Here is a 23,844-nt window from a genome sequence, read left to right as displayed (position 1 = left end):
GTGGAGCGGCCCTTGATGACAGGCATTGGAGGCGATTTAGCGACGCGGGCCGCGGGCAACGCGCTCGATTTCCTCGCGCACGAGACGCTCCACCAGTGTCGGCAGGTTGTCGTCCAGCCATTCCTGCAGCATCGGACGCAGCATTTCCTGCGCCATATCCTCGACAGAGCGACGCTCGAGACCATCGAAGACGGCTGCAAGTTCGTTGAACGATTTTGTCACCTGCGCGCCCGCTTCGACCGAAAGGAGCGTTGCAGCGGCCTCCTCGATCATCGCAGGAAGATTTTCCTGTTGAGCCGGTTGCGCCTTCGGTGCCGGCTGTTCGACCGGCTCGGACATCTCCGGCTGCTGCGCGACTGCCGGTTGCGGCTTCAGCGCTGGAATGGGCGATGGTCCTGCAGGCTCGACGTCTTTCGCCATAGGGGTCTCGATCGGCTTGGATACCATTGCCGCAGGCCTTGTTTCGAGAGGGGCGATGGTGTCACGCAGCGCGACGTCGGCAAAGGCCGAGATTGCAGCGGATGCCTTCTCGGCTGCGGGCATCGACAGGCGCGGCGCCGGTGCCGGGCGGCTCATCGCATTTTCCTGCTGGCGGGCCGAAGCGGCGCGGACGCGGGCCGCAACGTCGGCAAGCGAGAGCGAGCGCTCACCCGATGATGAAATCTCAGGGTCGACTGTCGATGCGGAAACAGGCTTGGGTGCGTCGTTTGCGGATGCGGGGGCGTAGGGTTCCGACTGGAACGGCATCGGGGCCGGTGAATGGGCACGAAGAGGAAGGCCCGGGTCGTTTGCAGCGATGCCAGCGGCAAGATCGGACGCAAAGTCCGTATCGTCGATATCGTCGATCAGATCGTCATCCGCATAGGGCGAACGCGATGCCTGATCTGGTGAACCCTCGCCGACCGGCTCGTTGCTTTCGATGATCCGGCGGATCGAAGCCAGGATCTCTTCCATTGACGGTTCACGCGCTACACTTGGCTGAGCCATTTTCATCCCCGTTCTCGCCGACTGGGTGCCAGGTCGGCAGACGACCTCTTTTCAAAGGTCTGATTCGTTTTCACTTTACGAACCTCGTCTCGCGATACAACGACGGGCGCATCAACGACTCTAGCGATACACAGATTTGTTGCCGACGTGAATCCCAGCTGCCGATTTGTATCGCGCTGGAAAAACAAAAAGGAGGCCAAGGCCCCCTTTCTAAACTTCGCAAACCGTCAGCAAGCCGATTTTAGAATACGAAATCCTTCGCGCGGCGGAATCCCGGCAACGGTTTGATCGAAGCGTTGAAGTGGGCGCTTTTCGACAGTGCACCCTGCTCTTTGACGAAGAGCGTCGCCTGCGCGGCATTGCCGTATCCGAGAACGGCGACCAGACGCCCGCCATCCTTGAGCTGCGCACTGAGTTCAGCCGGCACGTCTTCGATCGAGCCGGCAATGAAGATGACATCGTAAGGGCCCTGGTTCGCAACGCCTTTTTCCATGTCGCCCGTGACGACAGTCACGTTGTGGGCGCCCGCGAGGTTGGCGATTGCCTGCTCGGCGAGCGCTTCATCGGATTCGATCGACACGACCGATTTAGCAAGAAGCGACAGAAGCGCAGAAATGTATCCGCTGCCTGTGCCGACCTCGAGCACCGTATCCGACTTGGTGATCGCAGCCAGCTGTAAAAGCTTGGCCAGAGGCGAGGCTTCCATCAGGAAGCGACCGGGACAGATTTCAACATCGTTGTCGATATAGGCCAGTGACTTCGACTTGGCCGGAACAAAGTTTTCGCGCTGTACCGTGAGAAACGCCTGAAGCACGGAATGTGCCGTCACGTCTGTCGTGCGGATCTGGTTCTCGACCATCTTCACACGGGCTGCTTCGAAATCAATCATGTCACCTGCCTCACAGCGCCGGCGTACCGGCCAATCCTTCAGCCGTGTTACTTGCCTCTCGCTGCGCTTTCAAGATAGCGCGCGCATCGATTGGAAAAAACACGGTGATGCAGGCGCTCGTGCAACTCTTGCTTAGTGCAGGATAAGGGTCGGAAGCTCTCGCTTCTTGGCGAGGACGACATCGTGTCCGTAGGATTTGCGCAGGCTGTGGCTGCGATCGAATGCCAACTGCTCGGCAGCACTCAGATGAAAGGCTCCATCTGCAAACGTGCCAGTCGCATCATCTTCGGTGACGGGTCTGTAGAGTGCGGTGATCAATCGGTTCAGCATTTTTCCCTCCCTGGGCTTCGCTCACTAAAGTCGGAAGAGCTCGGTTCCGTTCCCCTGACCGCGAGGAATATTCGTGAAATATTTACCATAGGATCAACACAGCCAGATGACGCAAACACGCTGCATACAGCCTCCCCCGCAAGGGTATCTTCCGAGGACGCCGCGTTTTGCAGGCGCCCTTCGTCACCGGTACAGACAGGCGCCGCTGACGAAGTGGATAAAAACGTCGAGGATTGAACAGAAGGGTATTGCACCCATCGGAGATTCGTTCTAATTCGGCGCCACCACTCGCTTTTTTAGCACCGGATGGCCTCGTGGCGGAGTGGTGACGCAGAGGACTGCAAATCCTCGTACCCCGGTTCAATTCCGGGCGAGGCCTCCATCCCCTTTGATATATCGCAATGGGTTAGCATCGGCGTCAGCCGATCGACATGATATGTCCGATCACAACCGGTCGCGCACATTCCTCGATATTATTTAGGTATTGCGACTGGTGCACGAGAACGCCAGCGGATCGTCTTTCACGCCCGCCAGCCTACCTCCAATTCGCGATTGGACCTGTCGCCTGTCCGGATCAGCCCACCGGCCGCACCAGTTCTTCGACCAAGCCACGATATGCCTCTGCGGCCAGTTCCAACTCCGCGATGAGGGTCTCGTTCGACGTCGTCTGCGTCCTGAACCCGCTCGTGGTTAGCCACTCAATGTCCGCACGAAGGATTTGGATAGTGTCTTTATAGCGTTGGACGCGATTTTCCGGCTGCATGTTCGGCTCCTGTGAACCGGAACAACTACCGCGCTTTGCGTTCGAGGCAATAAGCGGGATGCCAGAGACCGGACGTTTATCGGCACCGGTCGCTGGTTTGTGTCAAGAATTCAAGGATTGGGCGCGAAGCGTGATGATGTCAGAGAGCAGACGCCGCGGCCGGCTTGCGTCCCCTGGCTGCCGCGGAAAGATCGATGGAGCTTATAGTCGCCACCAGGAACATGACCGGAATGCCGAATTCCAGCACTTCTTCGACGATACCCAACAGAAGATTGGTGTGATCGCTGACAATGACGCCAAAAGGCGCAAGCTTGCGGTCCAGCCCATCGATCGACTTGGAGACAATGGCAAGACCGATCGCCGCGATGATGTTCCAAGCCCAGGACGCGCGATACCTGACGCCGGAGAGAAGCTCGGGGCCGTTGCAAACGATCAGCCGGAACGCGACGGTCGCCACGAACAGGATCACCAGGACGCCAAAGACGCGCTCGACAGGTTGCGCCATGTTCGTCAGGTAGAGGTTGCTCTTGAGCATGCCGACACTGGTCAGCCGCTTGTCGAGGTCGAGTTCTCGCCCCATCATCAACAGCATGATGGCCGCAACCTGCCAGTCCCGCCGCCATATGTCGCCGGTGCGCGTCCACAGCCACACCATTGCGGTATAGGCGTAAAGAAGGGCCGTCGAAATCTCGAGCGCGCCGGTTTCCTTCGTCAGTGCTGTCGTAAAACCGTTACTCGCAAGGTCTATAGCGAACAGAACGGCAGCCCCGACCAATGCCAGTGTCAAAAGATACCAAGGACGGGAAGTAACAGCGTAGGCGTGGTGTGGGAGCATTTCGATTCTCAAAATTCATGTCGACGAGTGTGGATTGACGGCGTGGACCGCTTAGCGGCGTGCTGACCGGTGCCGTGCGCGCCGATTCTGGATGAAAACGGTCTACTACTGGAGAAGCCGGTAGTCCATGTCTTTAACGGCGGACAGATTCTGCTCTGCCCCTGTTTCCAAAGAAACCGGCAAACCCGAAAAACTGTAGAGCAGTCCTTCACGCCGTTGATTTATTGCTTCTATTAGCAAATTTCCTTTACATTTCTGCAGGCGCGACTATTTCCGGCCCCTCACGGAATGATCGCAGCGAGGCCGATTTGAAGGATGATCCCGCCACACAACTCGCAGATATTGCGCGGCAACTCGCACTGCTTGCGGAGGCAGCCAAGGCATTGTCGCAGACGCCGCTGGTGGAACTGTCCGGTCAGCTTCTGCCGGCCGGCCGCGAGAAGCCGGACGAGCCCAAAACCCCTCTCCCAAACAGCGTCAATTAGATTTGAACGGCTCGTATCGGACAAGCTTGCCGTGATCACGTGGTCGCGCAGCGATATGGGGTCTGCGGGGGTGCCCTGCCCATATCAGCGACACGAGCCGCAACATTTCACGATCGGTTCGTAACCAGATATTAACGTTCCTCCATAGGGCTGCGTTAAACTATTTGTCCTAGAAATAGGCAGACGGCGATGTTGCCGCCATACCCTTGTCAGAGGATCGCCATGACGGCGATGGTTCGATATGAAGCTCTCATCTTCCGACGCCGTCATGGCGTTCACGACTATTATATCCCTCGTCAGCATCATTTATGTGGGGCATCTTTTCGTTGCCCTGTTTTGACGGTCTCACCGAGACACGCTGACTGACGGCCTCTCCTCGTCCCCCACAAGCCGCACGCTCGCCCTGATCAACATTCTCGCTCACGGATCAAAATCGTGTTAGAGTGTCTGAAGTCAGGTGTGGGAGACATCTGGCGGCTTGGCTAACGGGAAGAGGAGACCGTTATGCAGTATCTCGATTTTGTAGCCGCATTGAATCCATTCGTCTTGTGCACTCTTGGTGTCGTGGTGGCCTGCGGCCTCTATGATCGCTGGGCGCAACCGAAATAGTGGATTGCATGCGCAGCCGGGAAACCGCGAGGCGTTGCTCGTGTTCGAAAACCGGTACATCTGGAGGCGGCTTGATGGTCGACTGACGCGCCGCGCGTCGCGCGAGTTCGTTTTGTTGCCTTTGAGTTGCTTGTTTCTGCTGTTATTCAGACTGCATTTCTCATGACAGAGGTGCAGCTTTGCAGGATAACGCGGAATTCGAAGATACATCGGCAGGTCTCAGCGAAACGCTGAGGAAATTGATCGGTCGGATTGACGGCGGCACCGTGACGCTGCGTCAGTTGATGGATGGCGTCGGTGAACAGGGTCTGCTGCTGATCTGCGCGGTCACTTCCCTCCCCTTTCTGCTGCCCGTTTCGATCCCGGGTGTCAGCACCGTGTTCGGCGCGGCCATCATAATGATCAGCATTGCTGTGGTGCTCAACCGGATGCCGTGGCTTCCTCGTGCGATTCTCGATCGGGAACTCGACAGCGCAAAGCTGGTGCCGACCCTTGAGAAAGGCGTGAAAATCGTCTCCAGGCTCGACAAATATCTGAAGCACCGCATGGCCGGCATCACGACCGGGCCCATTGCCAACAGGGTCAATGGCCTCGCAATCACGTTCGCCGGTGTGCTCCTGATGTTTCCGCTCGGCCTCATCCCCCTGTCCAACACGCTGCCCGGCATTGCTATTCTGCTTCTGTCGACAGGCATGGTTCAGCGGGATGGTCTCGTCGTTCTCGGCGGTTATTTCTTCAACCTTGCAACGATCGTTTATTTCGGGGCGCTTGCTTATGGCGCGTTCGCCGCCGGCCAGGGCCTGGCGTCACTCGCCGGATAAGCCTCATTCCGGAAGAAGCTCTCGCACCAGGCGACAGCTTCTCCCGGTCTGGTTGACATCATGTCATTTCCGAAGCGAAGCTGCTTGTTTCTCGCGGCGCCTGCGACCCCACCAGACTTCCAGACGACGACGACGACGTCTGACGAAAGCGAGATCCTGCGACAGGATCAAGATACCCAGCGGCACCATCCAGAAGCCCAGAATCGGCAGGAAGCCCAGAATGCCGCCGACGATAAGAACGGTTCCGATGCAGAGCCGCGCCACGCGCGAGCGCGGCATCGGAATGGACCGTCCTGCGATGAAGAGACGACCCTGCCCCGGATCCATTCCAAACCGCCTGCCTTGAGGTTTTTCCACCACGTATACGGCTCCAACTAAACGCTTTTTTGTAGGGGCGAGATGGGGATGCATGGGGATAAAACAAGCCGGACCTAATTTTTTTGAAAAAACCGCTTGGCAAATGCGTGAAGCATTTGTATTACCCCGCTCACACCGCAAGCGCGGTTGTTCCCTGGTAGCTCAGCGGTAGAGCATTCGACTGTTAATCGACAGGTCGCCGGTTCGAATCCGGCCCGGGGAGCCAAATTCTATGCGATTTGGCTAAAATACCGCAACAAAATCAACACCTTAGCATTTTCAAGCCGCCCTCCAAGGCGGCTTTGCTACATTCTGGTGCTACATTTTCCGGTACGCATCATATTCAGCTCAAGTATATCTTTTCCGAAATCAATATAAATTCTAAAATGTCTGTAATTCTTAATAGTTTCGAATAACGCACTTGACATCCGTAATCTACAAGCGTTGACATTCCGCATCTTTGCTGCCATATTAGCAGTCAACCGCCGCATCCGTGCGCCACTTTACGTGATATGCTGATGTAACTTCCAATCATCCCAAGCTTACTTTCATCAACGCACGTCAGTGCGCACGACTTAATGTCGCCTGGGCAATCTTTGTCTGATCAGAAATGCGAAAGGCTGCTTCAAAATATCTGTTTGAACGGAAAGGTACCTTCTATGTGAGGATACCTGTCCCGAAACATGTCCGTACTTCCTACGGACGAAACGAAATTCAAAAGAGTCTCGGTACTAAGTCTTTGACCGAAGCCGTCATTCTTATGGGTCCGTGGGTCGATTTCTACACCCGCGACTTTAATGGGGAGAGACAGGAAGAAATTTCACCCACTGCTCTTCGCAGCACTGCGACTGTTCATGGCACGAGCTACCAGCACGTCGATCAGATCGTGACGACCCCAATCGAAGAAAGCGTTCAGATCGTTGGACCGGGAATCGAGTCGCTTGGCAGGATGAATAATCCGACCGCGCTTGACTATGCGGCAGTGGGTGGGACGCACGAACCGCCTACCCTCACCATTCGGCAGGCTTGGGAAGAATTCGACAAGGATTCGCCTGACCTGTGGTTCAACCTCTCTCACCGCGACCAGCAGAAAAAGAAGAACAAGTACAAAGAGGCTGTGTCGGACTGGGAGCGCGAGATGGGTAAGGACGTCGATGTCTTGAAGCTCACGAAGAAGGACATCTACGACTATCGCGGGAAGCTGCTTGTGCGTGTCGAGAATGGTTCTCTGAAGGTCGACTCGGTCCGGAAAAAATTGATGTGGCAGCGAGTCATCGTCCGCCACGCATACGACATCCGAGACATGAAGGACTCGCCCTTTGAGAACCTACGCCCGATCAAGGGCAAGGGTGATGAAGAGAAGCGTCCGGTGATCACCGAAGATGAGGTCAAAGCGGTCCGAAGGCACTTCGCAGACGTCGAAGCTAATGATCAGTTGCGCGCCATCATCTCGGTAATGGAAAATACCGGCGCACACGCCAAGGAACTCGTATTCCTCACCGAAAACGACATCCATCTTGACGCGCCAATCCCGTACATATCCATCGACATCAACGAACACCGGTCGTTCTTGAAGACTGACAATCGAATAAGAGACGTCCCGCTTGTAGGCGTGGCACTGGATGCGATGCGACAGTTCCCGAAGGGTTTCCCACGGTACAGGCGCGACAACGGCTCTGAAGCCCTCTCCGCCGCCGCCAACAAGCTCATACAGACCGTTGCCCCTAAGAAGGTCACGTACAGCTATCGCCACCGTCTGGCGCAATTGATGAAAGCCCACAAGGTCGAAGACACCTTGCGCGAAGCCATCATGGGTTGGGGTTCAGATGGCAAGATGGCCGCACACTACGGCGAACAGTACCCACTATCCGTAAAGCTTGAAGTGCTGAGACAGGTGCTTCCTGAACATGCCCATAAACTCTAACCCCGAAAACGAACATCGGCTTGAAGTGAAGACGTTTAGCGTCACCCTACATTATGAATGAGCCATGTTTCCGAACAGGAACATGGAAATTGACCACCAAATACACCTTCGACAACCTCGTAAACGACCCCAAGATCCGTGCGGCATTCATGCGCGACTACGACAACCTTATTCGTGGTCTGAAGAAGCATGGCTTCAGTGCGGTTGCGATGAAACACGCCCGTAACAAGCAGCGCATTGCCACTGAACTGGCGTTGCTCGATTGAAAGAATGCCCCTCCGGGCGTCAGGACCAGAGGGGCATATCCGCTGATGTCCCCGGACAGCGGATTTCGAAGCCGGTTGGGCAGGCTTCGAACCGCTAATAAACCCCAGAGATCGAGATACCCGCAAGACGCCATAAAGGCGTAGGCGTCCGCTGTCTCCACGCCGATACCGTACGTTATCGTACCTCTGCTGTTATGTGACAGCCGGTCGGAACTCGTGGCGCGCTTGAAAGTTACCACACCGCCTGAGCTGGTGAGCAAAGCGACGGCTGAGTGAACAGAGCGCCCGCATTCACAGCCCCAACACTGTGTTTGCGGGTGTTTTGCTTTCCGTGGTACAGTTGAGGCCGCCCCATACCCGCTATCATAGGTGGCGAAAAGGATATGGTATGAGTGGCGAAACAGCTACCCAACAAGAACAGATGGCCCAGCTTGTATCCGTCTATCGGGTGATCTGCGAAAGGACCTCTGTCCATCCACACAGTTCGGCTGGTCGTGAACTGGCCCAACGCCTATTGGAGCGGTTTACAGGGAACGAGGGCGAGATCGAAATATTACAGCACTTCACCCACTAGCCGCTGATACTCATCTGACACGGCTTACGCGTCGGACGTTCATCAGAAGTTCTTCCCGGGTTGCGAATGAGCCAAGCAGAGCTAGAAGCCGATGTTGTTCCGCGCTGGTCAGATTGTAAGCAAGCGCGAAATCGGACACGCGGCACACTTCCTGTAGGTCCGCTTGATCTGCGTACGATTGCGTGACCCTGTCACGAGAGCGGCTTCGTGACCCCTCCCCTACTGTCTGACGTCCCTACCCTGGCGCGAGATACTCGGTGATCCTATCGTCCTTTGCCGTCCCATGTTATGAGGCGATCGGAGCTGGGGAGTTTCGATGAGCAATCAGTCGTTGAAGGATTGGCGTGAGCGGATGGCCTACGAGGCGATCAAAGAGCCTCGCAAGGCCAAGTATCGCGATCGCCTAGATGCGATGATGGTTATCGCGACGATCCTGTCCTCGATTGCTACGACCGCAGCCGTCGTCGTTGGCGTCTATCAGTATGGTGTCGCTCGTGATCAGCTCGTCGCTGCCGATCGCAACCGCAGCATCCAGATGATGACGGAGCACGCCCGCACAGTCTGCCGTATGGTCGAGCAGTTGAAGGTTGTCCAAGACATTGTCAATCGACCAAGCCGACCAACCATTGGATCGATCGATCGAGGCATGGAGAGAGAATTCGCCCGTGAAATCCTCGATGACCTGATGAAAGCCGACATAGAAAATCGGGTGTTCTACGACTTGGAGAAAGTCGAAAAGATATCGATCCCGACCATATTTCGCGATGAATACGCGAAAGCTTACGCGGATCTAAGAAGTGCTGCGCAGACAACCCGCCTGTGGATAGCGGAGCGTGACGAGGCCGGATTAAGAGCGCTGGACGAGGAAGGCTTTGAGGCAATGAATCCGAGGATCATCTTCGTTAAAGCCGGCGATACGTATAAGACTCAGCCTTTCGGAATGCTTGGCGTCTTCCCTCAGTTTGATGGCTTACAGCTCGCTTGGGCTTACTGTCCCCGTTTTGGAGAGATGATAATAGACTGGGCTAAAGGTAAGCGCCCTAACTTTCCGGAAATTCAACTCAAGCCAGTCGTGACTAAGCAGGAAGCCGCTCGACGGGTGCTAGAAGACGGCGGGATCAGGCACAAGATCACGTATCCTCGACTTTCGCCAAATCCTTTCGGCAGATAGCTCCATATCCAGCCACCTAGCCAAATAGCCATCCAGCTTTCCATGGTTTGTCGCCTTTAGTGGCGGCTTCGGGTTGAGGATGGTGATTGGGGGCAAATAGCCGTGGATGGCTTTGTGATGGCCAGAATGCTGGCGCGATTTCTGATGCGCGGCGATCGTGGCAGACGAGTTTTACCGGCTCATCATCCGTGGCACGTCGCAACCCTCTATTAAGAGCTTCAGCGTAGTAGCCTCCGCTCAAGATCGCCGGAGGACAAGTTCGCAAACGATTTCCACACAGCTAAATCGTCTCGGTCAGCCTGGTTCGATGACTATGATCATTGGATCTGTTCTCTTCAAAATTGATGCGTTGATTTCGGAAGTACGTTTCTTCCTGCGTTGCGCCGCTTTGCGCAGCCGCTCCTTCTCCCGACGCTCTTCAATCGACAGAGCCGTGGCTTTGGGACCACGTTTCTTGGGCGCACCTTCAACAGTCTCAAGTCCGATGTTCAGCACGGTTGGCGGGGCGCATCCGATTTTTTCCTGAAGGAACCGTGCGGAACCAAGGTCGCTAACGAATATCAGGATTGGTTCGTTCGCCTCTTTCGATCGAATGCTGACTCGCCCAATGAACTGGTAGATCCGCTCCCAACTTGTCGCGGTCTTAACCTGATCCGGGCGCACGCCAAAGAACCTCTCGAAAAAGCCGAACGTGTCGGGATGTTCATTTAGTGCTGCCATATGAACGGCAACGTTGATGTCCTTGAAGGCGTTGGTGCCTCTCGGATCTGGGGAAAGGCGGACGGCATTTGGGATCGGCAAGCGATGTCGCTCACCGCGTTTCTCGTTATTCACACAGACGATTGAACCTTGGCCAGCAATTAGCGGTGCGGCGGCATTTGAACAGGCATCGAAATATGTCTGTCGGCCAGTTTCAGCGAGAAGTGTCGATGAAAGATCCCGCTCATGAAAGGCATACAGGCGAACGAGGTCAGCCTTGGTTCGAATGTCGTGATAATTCGCGACAATCTCGGGATGAGGGGCAAAATCGACAATGTTCTGCCAAAGCAGGTACAAAAGGCTGTCTTTGACACTAGCGCCGATAAAAGTCACAGACCGATAGTGAGCAAATCGCGTAGGCATTGTGATCACATGGAGCGCGAGCCAACCACGCAATTCCCATTTGAAATTCTGGAGATCGTTGCGATTAACGAATACTGCGAAATCCGGATCTGATAGCCGACTGAAAGCCTTTTTGATGTTTTCGTCAGTACCGCGGAGCAATCGGTCCTGCCATCCATTTTCCGCCGCATCTATCACCTTCTCAGTCCTTAGAAGACGGACGAATTCGCTATCACCATCATCGATTGGCTCAAGAAATTCAGCTACCATCTTCTGAAAAATAGGAAGACCGTCGATCTGTACCCGCTCGTAAACTGAGGTGATTTCGTCATTGAAAAGATCGCGGGATTCGGTGTGATCCTTACATTTCGCGGCGACTTCTTGATTGACGATGAGGATCGGGAACTTTGCCGCGCAACCCTCTCTGTAACGCTTGGAAGAACTTTCGATTTCAGCGTCTTCATTCTCAGTGTCGGGGCGGAAGATTGCTTTTGCTGATAGCCAATGCTCATTCAAATCTGCTTCATATTGGACAGAGAGAGCGTTGGTCTGTGTCCCGATTGTCGTCGGGTTCTGCGTGGTCTTGAGGTACTGAACAAGCGCGTGCGACTTGCCTGAGCCGATTGGGGCGTCCACGTAATAGAAGGTTGGCTTCGTCATTATTCCTTTCTGCTTTTGAGTTCTAAAAACGAAAATGGTCTTCAGCGACCGGTCGCAATTGCGCTGAAGACCTTTGACGTTTCGTTTTTGTCAGAAAGGAGAAAGCGGAACCAAACCGATAGATGACCTCTGGAATGAAGCCATGCGACCGGTTTCGATTCCTAGAAGATATGTAGGGATTTTGAATTTTGGGGGAGACACATAAAGTAGCATATACAGCGACATAACGCAAGCGTCTGATATAACGTTGTCCCGTCGCGCCATCCAATATGTCCCAATAGTTTCCCTTATACCTATAGGGAATTAGACGGGACACTTTTCATATGGTTCATGGATTGGTAATGAAATCTCATATCAAAACCACTGGCTTCTGATGGCTACGAGTGAGCTTGCGAGCGAGAAGACAGCAGGTAACGAGCGTAGCGAAGTTACTCATTCAATCACATGAGATTCGATAGACGACATGGTTACATGAGATTCAAATGAATCTGGTGTTGTTCAATTTCTCCATGGGAATCCAATGATCATAAAATCAACACCAATAAAAATCCATAGGAACTAACCGACAAGAAGGGTTCAACCAATTCCTACCAATCCACTCGCCAAGAGGCTCGCGAATATGTCCTGCTACGCAGTCCATAGCTTGTGGTGATATCAAGTTTCATAATCAATAAAATGCCACCTCATCCAATGGCTATCCTGAAGGTAACTGTTGGACCCTGTAGCGACCTGTTGAACCCTGCCAGATCCAATTCACACCAATGGATAAGACTGCCGCTCTCTGCGATCCGCTGTACGGATCTGGATGGCGCGACGGGACGAAACCACATCGAACAGATGTGATCCCGTACCGAACCGTAATTCCAGGGTTTGAAGTGGTGCCCGGCGTCACCCGACCAACCGAAATTTCGTCAAGACGAAGTTTGAAAAACCCTTGTTTTACAGGGCTTCCGAGAGGCTATAAAACCGGTTTATCACCAGATGCGGGGATAGTCCGTCTTACCGCAAATAAAATTGCTCTCAGATTAAGGAAATCCGGAAGCCGCCTGACTGACAGGGCATGTAGCACTTTCAACAGGTCGAAAAAGGGAAGGCTGTCGCGAAGACAGAACCTTCCAAGTCGGCTGGTCCGGGTTTGGCTTCGGACCGGTCGAAGGACTATCAACGTCACCGTTATGACGCAAGCTCACCAACAGGCTGTTACAACGGCTGGGGACTTGGGAAGGCCAACTTTCATCAGCCTTCCCGTTGAAACGGACGCTTCATGCGGGGAGCATGTTGAGGGCAACCGTTCCAAGTAGAGACAATGATTCTGACGTCCTACCGCTGAACCATCGTCGCTCGTCGCCATAGCCGGAGGAATCAACTCTCGGCAACAACATAAGCGTAACAATGATCAGTGCTAGGAACAATGGTCAGATACGCTTGGTGGCAACAGAACCCCCAAGGTGAGGATTGTAGCGGAGCATGTCGGGAGCAGGTACCAATCACTGCCGACATGCTCGCTGAGCTACTGGTATTGCGGCACCAGAGGCAACGCGAATATGAGTGATTCTGGTTAAGGAAGCATTGTGGATTGGGAGCCCCGCTATCTCGCGGGATATAGGTGAAGGGCAAGCCGGATAGTACTGACCTGCCCTTCCCGTTTGAGAAGATCGCAACTTGTAGGGAACGAAGCTTCAAGCTGTCACGATAGATATGACAACGGCTCACAACCTATCAGTGACGGTCAACCCGAGCAAGAGACAGATAATTCCCAGTGGGAACCTTCGTAGCCGCCATCCCAACGTGATGCTGATAATCACGGACCGAACCAGGAAGGCAAAGGCTGTGATCTGATACCTTTGCCTTCTTGGAAGCCGACAACGACCGAAACGTTCATGCTTGAAACGTCCGTCCCGGTCGTCACGCATCTCGGCAAGGCGTTGCCAAGACGCTGACTGGTTATCAGGCTTTTGTTTAAGGAATTGTTGTGGGCTCATCACCGGTCTTAACCAACCAGTCGTCGTTTTAGCGGGCGTGTCGGTAGCCGGTAACTACCAACTCCAACACGCCCGCTCCACCATCTGGAACGGCATCCCAGAGGCATGTCACCAACCACGAGGGGGTGTCGTGCGGGCGACCCATCAATATTAGCATATGCTACTATAAAGGCAATGACTGGAACAAACGCGTAACAGTGGTGCCAATCGGCAGGTTCCAACAACGAGTACGTAATGCCAGCCCGCCGCGCTATGCCACCGAAACTTGCCGCCAAACCGTGTAATACCGTAACATCTCAACGGATCGCGAACTATTCGCAACTCAGAACAATTCCTGAACAACAGTTGACACTCGTTCGCAACTGACCATCCATATCAAGCACAACGAACGACGACATTTGACATATCGCGCTTATGGATGATATAAAGCATCAACTACAGAGGCTAATTGTTGAAAAGCTATATCGTCTATACCCGTGTAAGCACCGAAGACCAAGGCAGATCCGGCTTAGGGCTTGAAGCTCAGCAACGCGATATCACTATCTTCCTTACCCAGTTCTCAGACGTACCCTACGAGGTGATTGCCGAATTCCAAGACGTACTATCCGGTGCCGACGATGATCGCCCTGAACTAACCAAGGCTTTGGCATTGGCTCGAAAGAGCGGTGCCGAACTGCTGGTAGCCAAGCTCGACAGGCTCAGCCGCAAAGTTAGCTTTATTGCCAGGATCATGGACGACAAGCGCGTGAATCTTCGTGTCGCTTCTATGCCGCACGCGGACAAGTTTCAACTCCACATCTACGCCGCTCTCGCTGAGCAGGAACGCGACTTCATCAGCGCCCGAACCAAGGCAGCACTTCAAGCAGCAAAGGCACGAGGCGTAAAGCTAGGCGGTCTAAGAGATACCACCATGAAGCGGAATGTGGCGGTCAAGGCTAATGCTGATAGGTTCGCTCAGTCAGTCGCGCCAATCATCTTGTCGATGCGAGAGAACAATGAGACCCTTCAAGCAATCGCAGACGCCCTCAATGCCAGCGGTAAGCCAACGCCACGGGGCGGACAGTGGACGGCGACAGCGGTGAAGCGAGTGATCGCACGCGCTTGAGACACAGCGGTCGCTTCAAACGTACAATAGCACGGTTCCAACTACGATGATCCCGGCTGGCAGTAACGCAATAACGTTTGCCTTCGCCGCATAGCCGGGATCGGCAGTAATCGCCTTGGCAACGAACAACTGGCCCACACCGCAGCCGATAATCAATCCAGCCATGATCGGCAGCTTCTCAAGCCCGAAAGCCGCAAGACCAACACCAGCACCGAGAAGGCCAAGCCAAATCCACGCTGTTACTTTCATAAAACGCATCTCACACTCCAAGCCATTTAGGTGATTATGCCGCCTTCGCCTTTCGGTTGCGTGAATGTGCCGACCGCGTCCACTGGAACCAGCCGCTGTCGTCAGCGTTCTCCGGAGCGGACGGCTGCGCTACCGGCGAAATCGATCGCAAGGCCAAAGTCGTCCGTCCCACCGGGCAGCGCACCCCGGCCCTACCCCTTACAGTTCCATTGACGAGTATAGGGAAACCAGGCCGATTGTTTTGAGATGAAACTGGCCTATGCGACATACCTCTGTAGGTCAGCAGTTGATCTCAGCACCTCGACCAATTCCGCAAATTTCCGATCGGCCTTCGCCAAGACGCTCGCTTCCGCTATAGGGAGGTTGATAACATCACGAAGGCATTTCACGACTTTCCGAGCAGCCTTTCGGACTTCCCGAGAAACGTTGTCAGCCTCATGGATTTCCAGAGCTATGCTGAAGATCTCGCGGTGAGTTTTGGCGCTCGACGCCGCTGCGATCCATCTCGGGAGGTGATCATGGTCTGTCATGGCCACCAAACGCACCAGATCTGGATTCGATGCGAATAGTAGCTATTCAAAGTAAAGCTCGAATTAACCATTGTGGCGGCCTGGAGGCAGTTTGGCGAACCATGATCCGTATGGAAGCACTTTGTCCCGTTTCAGCGTCTCACTCGCGTCTGCGACCCGTACACATATCGATTAGTGATGCGGGCTCATACACGATTGACGTTGCGTGATATCGCAGAGCGCGCACCGCTACCGTCCTAAATTCAAGGAGAAGTTATTGAACAGTAATGGGTTTGGACGATGGAAACAGTCAATCGTGGTTCGGGTGGCCGCCTCTAAAGCCGGCACTGTCGCGCAACGTCTTACGACGGTTCCTGAAATTAGCACTCAAGACCCTTCATCGGCTGTAATGACCTGGACCCGATACAGCGTTCGTCGAGGTGACGATGATGAAGTTGTAGACGACCTCTCGCGAGCGCTAGGCGGGCTAGCGGAGTCAGTCCGTTGGAAGATTGACTGGCAAGCTTCAGCCTACTAGGCTTAAATTAGGCTTCAAGGAATCTTAGGTCGGCAACTCACTCAATGCCCCGTCTTTAGCAGTTAATTTCGACAGCAGATCTGAATCACATGGTGTCGTCGATGTAGTTAGCTCAACGAAGCAGTTCAATGAGTCTCGAAAATTGTCGGGCTGCTTTCCGGTCGTTTGCCGCTTGAGCTTATTGCTGAATGAACCGAGGATCGCTCTGAGGTTTTATCAAACCTCCACCGGTGTTTGGCTTGTTCTCGATACTCGCTTTCCTGCGGGTGGTTTTTTCGAGATTGGGTGGGAACGCTCCGTAGACATCTCGGCAGGCTTTTGCCATCTTGTATGACGGCTCGATGCCGGATGCTATCACAAGCCCTGCTGGCATCTTCGATGCTTCCCAAGCGCGCTGTTTCAATAACTCTTTATTCAGCTTCGGGTTTCTACGAAAAATCTCAAGTTCGGCGGGTTCCAGCGCTTTCTCAGCACGGCTCATCTCACCTTGGCTAAGGTATGGGAAAGTATTTTTCCGGCCCGCTTGGTAGCAAGCAGACACGAAGTTAAACGATTCGTACAAGTCGAGCAAAGCTGACGAATCGATGTCCTCGTAACCGTCATTTTTAATCTGCTCCGGAGGCTGACCTTTAGTTCCATCAGAAGTTATTGCTTGGATTTCGCGCTCAGTCAAATTGGATTTTATTGATGTTTCCGCCGTCTGAAGGACGGGATTACCTTTGATATACATGGAAATGTTGTTTCTTATATCTTCGTAGCATTGGTCAACGGTCCCTATTACGGGTTTGGCTAGCGACACCCATTGCTTTCCGTCAAACTGAGACGACTCCAAAACACAGTCTTGCCCGTCGCGCCATGTGGCAATCACTAAGCTACTGTTGGGGCTGAATTTCAATGAAAGAGGTCCGTTTTCCTCACCACCACGAGGAAATTTAGAAAGTTGACCGGTACGAACATTGCCGACTACCGCGAAAGAGCAGCTTGATCCGCATCCAATCTGAACGACTGCGAACTCGCCAGAGAAATTGACACCTTTGTTCATTCCCTCCGTGATACGTGTCCGATAGCTATAGAAATCTCTTTCCCGCTTTTTGAAGTCAGGTAGCGCTATTGGGCCTCGATATGTTTGTGTGACGGGAAATCTTGTTGGGAACAGAAACGGGTACAGATCTTCTGTGGTAAGTGGCGCAGATGCCTCTTCGTCGTCCATTCCTTCGCGATCTCTTCCCTCTTGCTCAGCGATCCACTGCTCTGGAGCTTCGAGATAACGTGACACGAATTGTTCGTAATCGATCTCTTCAATATTGGTAATACATCCCTTCTCACGAAATACCTCGATGAAATTGACGAAGCTCTCTCCCTTCCGATAAACAGATATCGCGATATTTGGGTCGCGCCTCGTCTCGTGAATGTATGAGACAGTATTCGGGCCATGCTGTTTGAGCTCTGAGGTCGGGATACACGCAGCCGCCTGCGTTGCCACGAAGACGAAAAGAACGGTAAATAACAGGTACATTAGTTGCGTTCCGGCACTGTAAACAAAATTCGCCATTCAGCAGCCTTTTATCCAACATCTATACGCGATGCCGAAGGCCCCAACGCGGCGATTAGTGTATAATTCTAAGTGAATTCCTCAGGTTCCATTTTACGATGACTTGAAGCGACACGTCAATTCGAAAGGGTAGCTCGTTGACAAAGAGATTGCTCCAAACCCAATTCGCCGTAAGTATTCCGATTACCTCGCCGCCGTGATTTTGCTTGAGTTAGGGAAATGTTCAGTACTTTTCGCGAGTGATAGCCGACGCGGAAATTGCTTTTTCCGATGTCGTGCCCGGCGACCTGCCCCATCCCGCTCGAATTTGGAAAGTCTGTCCCGGATGCGGTGGCTCGGGCAGTCGGACATTTTATGAAGCGGTGCGTGAAGGCAGTGTCGGGATCATGCCCATAACGCGCAAGCTTTGTCCGGCGATTGTTGCGTATAGCTTGTCTAACCAACAATCGTGCCCATTCCGCTATATTTTAATTTCTGGCATTTATTCGCTTGGAACATGTCAGTTATGTTCGGACGCGTAGACCAAAATTATTTGCGGCGGTTTAGACTTACCAGCATCAAGAGCGAGAAAAGGCAGAGGCGCTACATTTTAGCGCTACAATCGCGCCCTCTAATCCACTGTTTTCATTCACTATTTTTACCTACATGGCACCGGCCCGGGGAGCCAAATTCTGCGATAAGCGCCTGTTTTTGTTGATCCGTATCCGAAGACAGGCGCTTTTCCACTTCCCCTATTTTGACAGAGCGAGAAAGCAACTTGATATCGCGAGCGGTTTCGCGTTCGGGGATGTGTAACGCTGTTGCGTGCAGTTCCACTGCCAAAGAAGCAAGCAGCTCGCGATCCGCCAAGTTGCAACGTGAGTCTTCTGTTTGCTCGCGCTCATCTCAAAGTCGTCTTCACTTCTGATCCGAGGGTGCGGGCGTGCCGGGAAGCGCATTTTCGCGGGATGGGGCAGCCGGCGTATCGTAATGCGTGCCCTGCGGATCGGGCGGCACACTGTTGGCGGTCGGAGCCTGCGTGACGCCGATGCTAACCGCGACGCCGACGGCGATCGCAACGGCCAAGCCGGCCAACGGAATCAGAGAGCGATGTCGGCTCTCCTTGTAGGAACCGTACGCAAGTGCGAGCCCAAGCATTGCTGCTCCGCCTGCGACGACGATAAACCACATGTAATTAGCCATTATTTTTCCTCCTGAAACCAGAACATGCGTATCTGGCCGAAGTTCCGCGTCCAGCGGAGACGCCTGAACCGGCGCGACTGTTGCCGGCAGATGCCGCGGACGTCGCGAGTGGCGACAGTTGTTCTCGTGCCTTGAAATGAGCAGACAGGCTAATTCGATCGCGTTCCTTGGGGCGGTGTCACGACGACCCGTCCCTGGGCACAGTGCCCGGCGATGCCGGCCCTTAAATGCCCCCAACACACATCCGAACCCGGAAAATCCGCTTGTCCTAATGGAACATTGCGCTAGGCTGGAGGTAGAGGACAGTTGACTTAGGGAGGAGACAACTATGCCGCAGCCGAACTGGCAAAAACCGGTCAAAGTCGCGTTTGGGAATCTTGGGACCGAGGTAATCAATGGGCCATCCGAGGCCCTCATCCTGCTACTGGACCATTGGCCGGATCTTCGGGGTCCGCATTTCGTGCGGGCGCGCAGTGCCTGCCGGGCTGCCCTCGACGGCCGTCGTTCGCCGGAGGACGCACGACAGTTTTTCGAGCAGGCCGTGAGCGAGGCGCAAATGCACGTAAACTGACTGGTCTGACTGCTGCGTTTTCAGTTGTGGCCGATTGACGAATGGTTGACCGCGCACCAACCATTCGATGACGGTGTTCGGCCTTAAAGTCCGATCATATCGCCCATGAGCTGGATCGGCGATCCGCTGAGAGCGATCGGTGCAAACAGGACGGAAAAGCAGACGCACGGCCCCGAATCACCAACGATCGGCCGGTGATCGAGCGTCTCGTCAGCGACCGATATGTCGCCCTGCGTGAAGTTTCCGCGGTGATCGTGGAATTCGCCTTCGATCACCAGCGTGAGTTCGAGACCGTTGTGGCCATGGTTTGGAAGTGCCCTCCCAGGACGGGCCCAGAGGAGACTTGCTTCCACGTCGGGCGACCGTTCGATAACATGCTCGCGCAGTCCCGGCAGCTTGCGCCGCCACGGAATAGAGGTCAGGTCTTTCCCCGTATAATCCCGCAACAGGGCCGGCAACTGGGAACCTTGCTCCGGTGGCAACACGCTCCATGCCGGCGGGTCCGATCTGACAATATCGCTGATGGCCCTGTCTCGAAATTCACGGGACAACGTCTCACCGCAGGTCATGTCTTCCAACCCATCGCCGGCCAGTCGCTGAAGGGCATCGACAAGCTGGGCATTGGGTTTCTGCATCTGCAGATGGGAACCTAACAAGACGTGGGCTGCCTTTGGCAGAGAGCCGGCTACGTATTGCGAGATCAGAAAATCGACTCTCTCAATATTCAGATGCATAAACTAAGCCGCAATCGTTGGCGTGAACGAAATTCAGTTCTCAAAATCAATGCCATCAGGTCGAATCGTCTGAAACCAAACCGAGCGCTCCACTCTGCGTAGTGCAAGGCGAAGGATGTATTATACAGTTGCATCCGAGCCATGTCGATAAACCTGGCGGTATTGTCCGGTAGATGACAGTCCTCGGTATGCGGGGGCGATCCCATCGCGCGCGATACGTGGAAAGGATTTTCTTGGCGCGGATGCCTTGCCCGCCGAATGCAGCCTGATTACATGATCCTTGAAAAAGAAGGCATTTCCCATGGCAATACAATCTTCTGTTCTCGACCTCATCGGCAATACGCCGCTCATCAGGCTGGCGGCTGCATCCGATGCAACCGGATGCGAAATCCTCGGCAAGGCCGAATTTCTCAATCCCGGTCAGTCGGTCAAGGATCGCGCGGCGCTCTATATCATTAGAGATGCCGAGAAGAAGGGGCTTCTGAAGCCGGGCGGAGTGATCGTCGAAGGGACTGCCGGCAACACCGGTATCGGTCTGACCCTGGTCGCAAAGGCACTGGGGTATCGAACCGTCATCGTCATTCCGGAGACCCAGAGCCAGGAGAAGAAGGACGCGCTGAGACTGATGGGCGCCGAGCTCGTGGAAGTACCAGCCGTTCCATACAAGAACCCGAACAACTATGTGAAGGTTTCCGGTCGCCTTGCCGAGCAGCTTGCCAAGACGGAACCTGCGGGTGCGATCTGGGCGAATCAGTTCGACAATGTTGCCAACCGGCAGGCCCATATCGAGATGACGGGCCCGGAGATCTTCGAACAGACGGGCGGCAAGGTGGACGGCTTCGTGTGCGCAGTCGGCTCCGGCGGTACGCTGGTCGGTACAGCCATGGCGTTGCGGGCGCTTAAGCCCGGCGTCAAGATCGGCATCGCGGATCCGGAAGGCGCGGCACTCTACGAATTTTATGCGCACGGCGAGATGAAGTCCGAGGGCAGTTCGATCACCGAGGGCATCGGTCAGGGACGTATCACCGCCAATCTCGAAGGGTTTGCGCCTGACTTTTCCTATCGCATCTCGGATGCTGAAGCGCTGCCGATCGTGTTCGATCTGATCGAGAACGAGGGGCTTTGCCTTGGCGGCTCTTCCGGCATCAACATCGCTGGCGCGATGCGCCTCGCGAAGGATCTCGGTCCCGGCCATACGATCGTGACGATCCTTTGCGACTACGGCAACCGCTATCAGTCCAAACTCTTCAACCCGGATTTCCTGCAGTCCAAGGGCCTGCCGGTTCCGGGCTGGCTCACGAAGAAGACCAAGATCGATATTCCGTTCGAAACCGTCTGAAACCGACCGCAGAGAACAGAACCGATGGCAACCGAACTCCTCTATCGCGACGACTTCTATCTCTCGACACTGGAGGCGGTTGTTACCGCGATCCATGAGGATGGCGGCATCGAATTCGACCGCACCTGCTTCTATGCGACATCTGGGGGGCAACCTGGTGATACCGGCAGTCTGGAACGCGCCGACGGAACCAGGATCAAGCTTGGCCAGACACGGCACGGCGAGACGAAGGACATCGTCGTCCACGTTCCGCTGGAAGGCGAACCGCGGCCGACGGTCGGCGAAACTGTTGTCATGCATGTCGACTGGGACAGACGGCACAAGCTGATGCGGATGCATACGGCCTGCCACCTGCTGTCGGTCGTCTGCTCCTACCCGATCACCGGTGCCGCCGTGGGCGAAGACGAATCGCGTGTCGATTTCGACATGACCGCCGTCATCGACAAGGATGAGGTGACCGCCGGCTTGATGGATCTCGTCACGCAGAACCATCCGGTCTACCTGCAATGGATCACCGACGCGGAACTGGCGGCCAACCCTGGCATCGTCAAATCGAAGAACGTCCGGCCGCCGGTCGGGCTCGGGCGCGTCAGCCTTGTCTGCATCGGCGAGGATTCGAGCGTTGACAGCCAGCCGTGCGGCGGCACACATGTTGCAAACACCGGGGAAGTGGGCGCTATCCACATTTCCAAAATCGAGAAAAAGGGCAAGGAAAACCGTCGCTTCCGGATCCGGTTCGGCGATATCGCCGCGGATGCCTGAAGACACTCGTTTGTCCGAACCGGTTTCTCACCGAATACCGCGTTTTATCAAGGTAGGAGTTTTGACATGAGCGACACCAGCCGTTTCGTCGTTTCGTCCGAGTGGCTCGAAAACGAGCTCGGAAGCCCGGATTTGAGAATCGTCGACGCCTCCTTCTACTTGCCTGCCCACAACCGCGATGCAGATGCCGAATATGCGGCAGGGCATATTCCCGGTGCCGTGCGTTTCGATCACGACAAAGTCGCGGATCATTCCACCGGTCTCCCGCATATGGTGCCCTCGCCCGATGTGTTTGCCGATGCTGTCGGCAAGCTCGGCATCAGCGAGAATGACCGCATCGTTATCTATGACGGTCCGGGCATCTTTTCTTCGCCGCGTGGCTGGTGGCTGTTCCGCATCATGGGTGCGAAACAGGTGTTTATCCTGGACGGTGGCCTCGATGGCTGGAAGGCGGAAGGGCGCGCGCTCGAAACCGAAATCCCCTCGCCGGTTGCGTCCAATTTCGATTCGGAGCTTCGCCTCGACAAGGTCATCGACTACCATCAGATGATGTCGATCGTCAGCGATCGTACAAGCCAGATTGCGGATGCACGGCCGGCCGGACGCTTTACCGGCACAGAGCCGGAACCCCGCGCTGGCATGCGCTCCGGTCATATGCCGGGTGCCGTCAACGCTCCCTCCAGCAGCTTTTCGACAAACGGCAAGCTGAAGACGATACCCGAACTGCGCCAGGCTATCGAAGCCGCGGGAATCGATTTGGGGCGCCCGGTCGTGACGAGCTGCGGTTCGGGCATTACCGCTGCGATCATCACGCTTGCGCTGGAATCGCTCGGGCATGAGGACAACGCGCTTTATGACGGGTCTTGGACGGAATGGGGCGGACGCTCGGACACGCCGATCGAGACAGGACCGGCTAAGCCTACCCCTGCAATCTCGTCGCAGGCGTAACGATGGCGAAAAAGCCCGTACCGCTGAAGGCGCGCGTCACCGTTCTGGAAATGACGGCCGCGCCCAAGACAAGCATGCCGATTCCGGCCAACATTCAAACCGCCATCATACGCACCACCGAAGTGCCGTTGCATTTCTACCGGTACCTATACCGGCAAATCGGCAAGCGCTGGCACTGGTACGATAGGTTGCGGCTGTCCGACGCCGAGCTTGCGGCCGCGATCCACAACCCGCGCTGTTCGATCACGATCCTTCTGGTCGACGGATCGCCGGCCGGCTTCTACGAGCTGAACTCTACTGACGACAACGTCGTAGAGCTGTCCTATTTCGGCCTGTTCGAGCGGGCCCTCGGGCTCGGCATCGGCAAGTGGTTCCTGACGCAGGCTCTTTATTCTGCGTGGCAGAACAACCCGGAGAAGGTCACCGTCACCACCAATTCGCTCGACCATCCCCGAGCGCTGCAGCTCTACCAGATGATGGGTTTTTCACCCGTCTCGACATACGAGGCCGAGATCGTGCCTATGACCAGCGCGGAACTGGTGAAGGTGCTGGACAGCTAGCTCGCGCAAGGATCGGGTGGCGCTTCAATGCCCGACGGGTC

At 54.9% G+C, this 23,844-nt stretch carries 23 protein-coding genes and 2 tRNA genes; 13 read left to right on the top strand and 12 right to left on the bottom strand.

The features are described from left to right. Window positions 1-36 precede the first annotated feature (36 nt). From ACQY1K_RS07045 to ACQY1K_RS07035, 3 genes are all read right to left on the bottom strand, one after another. Window positions 37-987 carry a DUF2497 domain-containing protein gene (locus ACQY1K_RS07045; protein WP_082471943.1) on the bottom strand — a complete coding sequence of 317 codons (951 nt, stop codon included), beginning with the start codon at window positions 985-987 and terminating at the stop codon, window positions 37-39. Window positions 988-1,228: 241 nt separating this feature from the next. Further along, window positions 1,229-1,876 carry a protein-L-isoaspartate O-methyltransferase family protein gene (locus ACQY1K_RS07040; RefSeq protein WP_062580328.1) on the bottom strand — a complete coding sequence of 216 codons (648 nt, stop codon included), beginning with the start codon at window positions 1,874-1,876 and terminating at the stop codon, window positions 1,229-1,231. 132 nt (window positions 1,877-2,008) lie between these two features. Then, window positions 2,009-2,206 carry a hypothetical protein gene (locus ACQY1K_RS07035; protein WP_062457584.1) on the bottom strand — a complete coding sequence of 66 codons (198 nt, stop codon included), beginning with the start codon at window positions 2,204-2,206 and terminating at the stop codon, window positions 2,009-2,011. A gap of 308 nt (window positions 2,207-2,514) precedes the next feature. Between ACQY1K_RS07035 and ACQY1K_RS07030 the strand changes: the two genes are divergently transcribed. Continuing rightward, window positions 2,515-2,588: transfer RNA gene (locus ACQY1K_RS07030), tRNA-Cys, on the top strand. Window positions 2,589-2,780: 192 nt separating this feature from the next. On the opposite strand, the gene ACQY1K_RS07025 is transcribed toward ACQY1K_RS07030, so the two are convergent. Continuing rightward, window positions 2,781-2,969, bottom strand: coding sequence for a hypothetical protein (locus tag ACQY1K_RS07025; RefSeq protein ID WP_062580327.1), 189 nt, complete (start codon window positions 2,967-2,969; stop codon window positions 2,781-2,783). A gap of 139 nt (window positions 2,970-3,108) precedes the next feature. Next, complete coding sequence (locus ACQY1K_RS07020; RefSeq protein ID WP_430258595.1) at window positions 3,109-3,804, bottom strand: hypothetical protein; 696 nt, start codon at window positions 3,802-3,804, stop codon at window positions 3,109-3,111. A gap of 308 nt (window positions 3,805-4,112) precedes the next feature. Here ACQY1K_RS07020 and ACQY1K_RS07015 point away from each other — a divergent pair, with 308 nt between their 5' ends. After that, a complete protein-coding gene (locus ACQY1K_RS07015) occupies window positions 4,113-4,289 on the top strand; it encodes a hypothetical protein (RefSeq protein ID WP_162728347.1) in 177 nt (58 codons plus the stop codon). Window positions 4,290-5,077: 788 nt separating this feature from the next. Next, on the top strand, window positions 5,078-5,719 hold the full coding sequence (locus ACQY1K_RS07010) for an exopolysaccharide biosynthesis protein (RefSeq protein WP_062580325.1): 642 nt from the start codon (window positions 5,078-5,080) through the stop codon (window positions 5,717-5,719). Between the two features lie 63 nt (window positions 5,720-5,782). Here the strand turns inward: ACQY1K_RS07010 and ACQY1K_RS07005 are convergent, their stop codons facing one another. Next, window positions 5,783-6,046, bottom strand: a complete 264-nt coding sequence (locus ACQY1K_RS07005; protein WP_062457597.1) for a PGPGW domain-containing protein — start codon at window positions 6,044-6,046, stop codon at window positions 5,783-5,785. A 181-nt stretch (window positions 6,047-6,227) separates the two neighbouring features. On the opposite strand from ACQY1K_RS07005, the gene ACQY1K_RS07000 reads away from it, so the two are divergent. The 4 genes from ACQY1K_RS07000 (at window position 6,228) to ACQY1K_RS06985 (ending at window position 10,011) form a co-directional block, all read left to right on the top strand. Then, window positions 6,228-6,302: transfer RNA gene (locus ACQY1K_RS07000), tRNA-Asn, on the top strand. A gap of 384 nt (window positions 6,303-6,686) precedes the next feature. Then, window positions 6,687-8,000, top strand: a complete 1,314-nt coding sequence (locus ACQY1K_RS06995) for a DUF6538 domain-containing protein (protein WP_430258593.1) — start codon at window positions 6,687-6,689, stop codon at window positions 7,998-8,000. A gap of 89 nt (window positions 8,001-8,089) precedes the next feature. Beyond that, a complete protein-coding gene (locus tag ACQY1K_RS06990) occupies window positions 8,090-8,266 on the top strand; it encodes a hypothetical protein (protein WP_430258591.1) in 177 nt (58 codons plus the stop codon). Window positions 8,267-9,156: 890 nt separating this feature from the next. Further along, the gene (locus tag ACQY1K_RS06985; protein WP_430258589.1) at window positions 9,157-10,011 is read left to right on the top strand and encodes a hypothetical protein; all 855 of its coding nucleotides are present in this window, start codon (window positions 9,157-9,159) and stop codon (window positions 10,009-10,011) included. Window positions 10,012-10,305: 294 nt separating this feature from the next. Here ACQY1K_RS06985 and ACQY1K_RS06980 read toward each other — a convergent pair whose 3' ends face one another. Then, window positions 10,306-11,772, bottom strand: a complete 1,467-nt coding sequence (locus ACQY1K_RS06980) for a hypothetical protein (protein WP_430258587.1) — start codon at window positions 11,770-11,772, stop codon at window positions 10,306-10,308. Window positions 11,773-14,205: 2,433 nt separating this feature from the next. Here ACQY1K_RS06980 and ACQY1K_RS06975 point away from each other — a divergent pair. Next, on the top strand, window positions 14,206-14,859 hold the full coding sequence (locus ACQY1K_RS06975) for a recombinase family protein (protein ID WP_430258585.1): 654 nt from the start codon (window positions 14,206-14,208) through the stop codon (window positions 14,857-14,859). Window positions 14,860-14,874: 15 nt separating this feature from the next. On the opposite strand, the gene ACQY1K_RS06970 is transcribed toward ACQY1K_RS06975, so the two are convergent. From ACQY1K_RS06970 to ACQY1K_RS06955, 4 genes are all read right to left on the bottom strand, one after another. After that, window positions 14,875-15,117 carry a hypothetical protein gene (locus ACQY1K_RS06970; RefSeq protein WP_430258583.1) on the bottom strand — a complete coding sequence of 81 codons (243 nt, stop codon included), beginning with the start codon at window positions 15,115-15,117 and terminating at the stop codon, window positions 14,875-14,877. 1,216 nt (window positions 15,118-16,333) lie between these two features. Further along, window positions 16,334-17,707, bottom strand: a complete 1,374-nt coding sequence (locus ACQY1K_RS06965) for a hypothetical protein (protein WP_430258581.1) — start codon at window positions 17,705-17,707, stop codon at window positions 16,334-16,336. A gap of 624 nt (window positions 17,708-18,331) precedes the next feature. Further along, the gene (locus tag ACQY1K_RS06960; protein ID WP_430258579.1) at window positions 18,332-18,556 is read right to left on the bottom strand and encodes a hypothetical protein; all 225 of its coding nucleotides are present in this window, start codon (window positions 18,554-18,556) and stop codon (window positions 18,332-18,334) included. A gap of 48 nt (window positions 18,557-18,604) precedes the next feature. Continuing rightward, the gene (locus tag ACQY1K_RS06955; RefSeq protein WP_156461830.1) at window positions 18,605-18,889 is read right to left on the bottom strand and encodes a hypothetical protein; all 285 of its coding nucleotides are present in this window, start codon (window positions 18,887-18,889) and stop codon (window positions 18,605-18,607) included. Window positions 18,890-19,217: 328 nt separating this feature from the next. On the opposite strand from ACQY1K_RS06955, the gene ACQY1K_RS06950 reads away from it, so the two are divergent. Next, window positions 19,218-19,460 carry a DUF982 domain-containing protein gene (locus tag ACQY1K_RS06950; protein WP_062457603.1) on the top strand — a complete coding sequence of 81 codons (243 nt, stop codon included), beginning with the start codon at window positions 19,218-19,220 and terminating at the stop codon, window positions 19,458-19,460. A gap of 83 nt (window positions 19,461-19,543) precedes the next feature. Here ACQY1K_RS06950 and ACQY1K_RS06945 read toward each other — a convergent pair whose 3' ends face one another. After that, window positions 19,544-20,095: a cupin domain-containing protein gene (locus ACQY1K_RS06945; protein WP_430258577.1), complete on the bottom strand. Its 552-nt coding sequence runs from the start codon at window positions 20,093-20,095 to the stop codon at window positions 19,544-19,546. 400 nt (window positions 20,096-20,495) lie between these two features. Between ACQY1K_RS06945 and ACQY1K_RS06940 the strand changes: the two genes are divergently transcribed. The 4 genes from ACQY1K_RS06940 to ACQY1K_RS06925 all read left to right on the top strand — a co-directional run bounded on the left by ACQY1K_RS06940 (window position 20,496) and on the right by ACQY1K_RS06925 (window position 23,803). Further along, window positions 20,496-21,533 carry a cysteine synthase A gene (locus ACQY1K_RS06940; RefSeq protein WP_062580321.1) on the top strand — a complete coding sequence of 346 codons (1,038 nt, stop codon included), beginning with the start codon at window positions 20,496-20,498 and terminating at the stop codon, window positions 21,531-21,533. Window positions 21,534-21,557: 24 nt separating this feature from the next. After that, window positions 21,558-22,295, top strand: coding sequence for an alanyl-tRNA editing protein (locus tag ACQY1K_RS06935; RefSeq protein WP_192076805.1), 738 nt, complete (start codon window positions 21,558-21,560; stop codon window positions 22,293-22,295). A 66-nt stretch (window positions 22,296-22,361) separates the two neighbouring features. Beyond that, the gene (gene sseA, locus ACQY1K_RS06930) at window positions 22,362-23,243 is read left to right on the top strand and encodes a 3-mercaptopyruvate sulfurtransferase (RefSeq protein ID WP_062457617.1); all 882 of its coding nucleotides are present in this window, start codon (window positions 22,362-22,364) and stop codon (window positions 23,241-23,243) included. 2 nt (window positions 23,244-23,245) lie between these two features. Next, complete coding sequence (locus ACQY1K_RS06925) at window positions 23,246-23,803, top strand: GNAT family N-acetyltransferase (RefSeq protein ID WP_430258576.1); 558 nt, start codon at window positions 23,246-23,248, stop codon at window positions 23,801-23,803. The last annotated feature ends 41 nt before the right edge of the window (window positions 23,804-23,844 follow it).

Source organism: Neorhizobium sp. IRS_2294, assembly GCF_050500145.1.
Lineage (GTDB): Bacteria > Pseudomonadota > Alphaproteobacteria > Rhizobiales > Rhizobiaceae > Neorhizobium > Neorhizobium soli.
The sequence above is the reverse complement of the archived record's forward strand: the minus strand, read 5'-3'. Positions and strand labels throughout refer to the sequence as shown.

Coding starts and splice junctions, on each gene's coding strand:
- ACQY1K_RS07020 (WP_430258595.1), bottom strand. CDS start 3,804: ATGCTCCCACACCACGCCTACGCTGTTACTTCCCGTCCTTGGTATCTT.
- ACQY1K_RS06950 (WP_062457603.1), top strand. CDS start 19,218: ATGCCGCAGCCGAACTGGCAAAAACCGGTCAAAGTCGCGTTTGGGAAT.
- ACQY1K_RS06965 (WP_430258581.1), bottom strand. CDS start 17,707: ATGGCGAATTTTGTTTACAGTGCCGGAACGCAACTAATGTACCTGTTA.
- ACQY1K_RS07040 (WP_062580328.1), bottom strand. CDS start 1,876: ATGATTGATTTCGAAGCAGCCCGTGTGAAGATGGTCGAGAACCAGATC.
- ACQY1K_RS06935 (WP_192076805.1), top strand. CDS start 21,558: ATGGCAACCGAACTCCTCTATCGCGACGACTTCTATCTCTCGACACTG.
- ACQY1K_RS06955 (WP_156461830.1), bottom strand. CDS start 18,889: ATGGCTAATTACATGTGGTTTATCGTCGTCGCAGGCGGAGCAGCAATG.
- sseA (WP_062457617.1), top strand. CDS start 22,362: ATGAGCGACACCAGCCGTTTCGTCGTTTCGTCCGAGTGGCTCGAAAAC.
- ACQY1K_RS07025 (WP_062580327.1), bottom strand. CDS start 2,969: ATGCAGCCGGAAAATCGCGTCCAACGCTATAAAGACACTATCCAAATC.
- ACQY1K_RS06940 (WP_062580321.1), top strand. CDS start 20,496: ATGGCAATACAATCTTCTGTTCTCGACCTCATCGGCAATACGCCGCTC.
- ACQY1K_RS07005 (WP_062457597.1), bottom strand. CDS start 6,046: ATGGATCCGGGGCAGGGTCGTCTCTTCATCGCAGGACGGTCCATTCCG.
- ACQY1K_RS06995 (WP_430258593.1), top strand. CDS start 6,687: ATGCGAAAGGCTGCTTCAAAATATCTGTTTGAACGGAAAGGTACCTTC.
- ACQY1K_RS07035 (WP_062457584.1), bottom strand. CDS start 2,206: ATGCTGAACCGATTGATCACCGCACTCTACAGACCCGTCACCGAAGAT.
- ACQY1K_RS07045 (WP_082471943.1), bottom strand. CDS start 987: ATGGCTCAGCCAAGTGTAGCGCGTGAACCGTCAATGGAAGAGATCCTG.
- ACQY1K_RS06945 (WP_430258577.1), bottom strand. CDS start 20,095: ATGCAGAAACCCAATGCCCAGCTTGTCGATGCCCTTCAGCGACTGGCC.
- ACQY1K_RS06985 (WP_430258589.1), top strand. CDS start 9,157: ATGAGCAATCAGTCGTTGAAGGATTGGCGTGAGCGGATGGCCTACGAG.
- ACQY1K_RS06980 (WP_430258587.1), bottom strand. CDS start 11,772: ATGACGAAGCCAACCTTCTATTACGTGGACGCCCCAATCGGCTCAGGC.
- ACQY1K_RS06925 (WP_430258576.1), top strand. CDS start 23,246: ATGGCGAAAAAGCCCGTACCGCTGAAGGCGCGCGTCACCGTTCTGGAA.
- ACQY1K_RS06970 (WP_430258583.1), bottom strand. CDS start 15,117: ATGCGTTTTATGAAAGTAACAGCGTGGATTTGGCTTGGCCTTCTCGGT.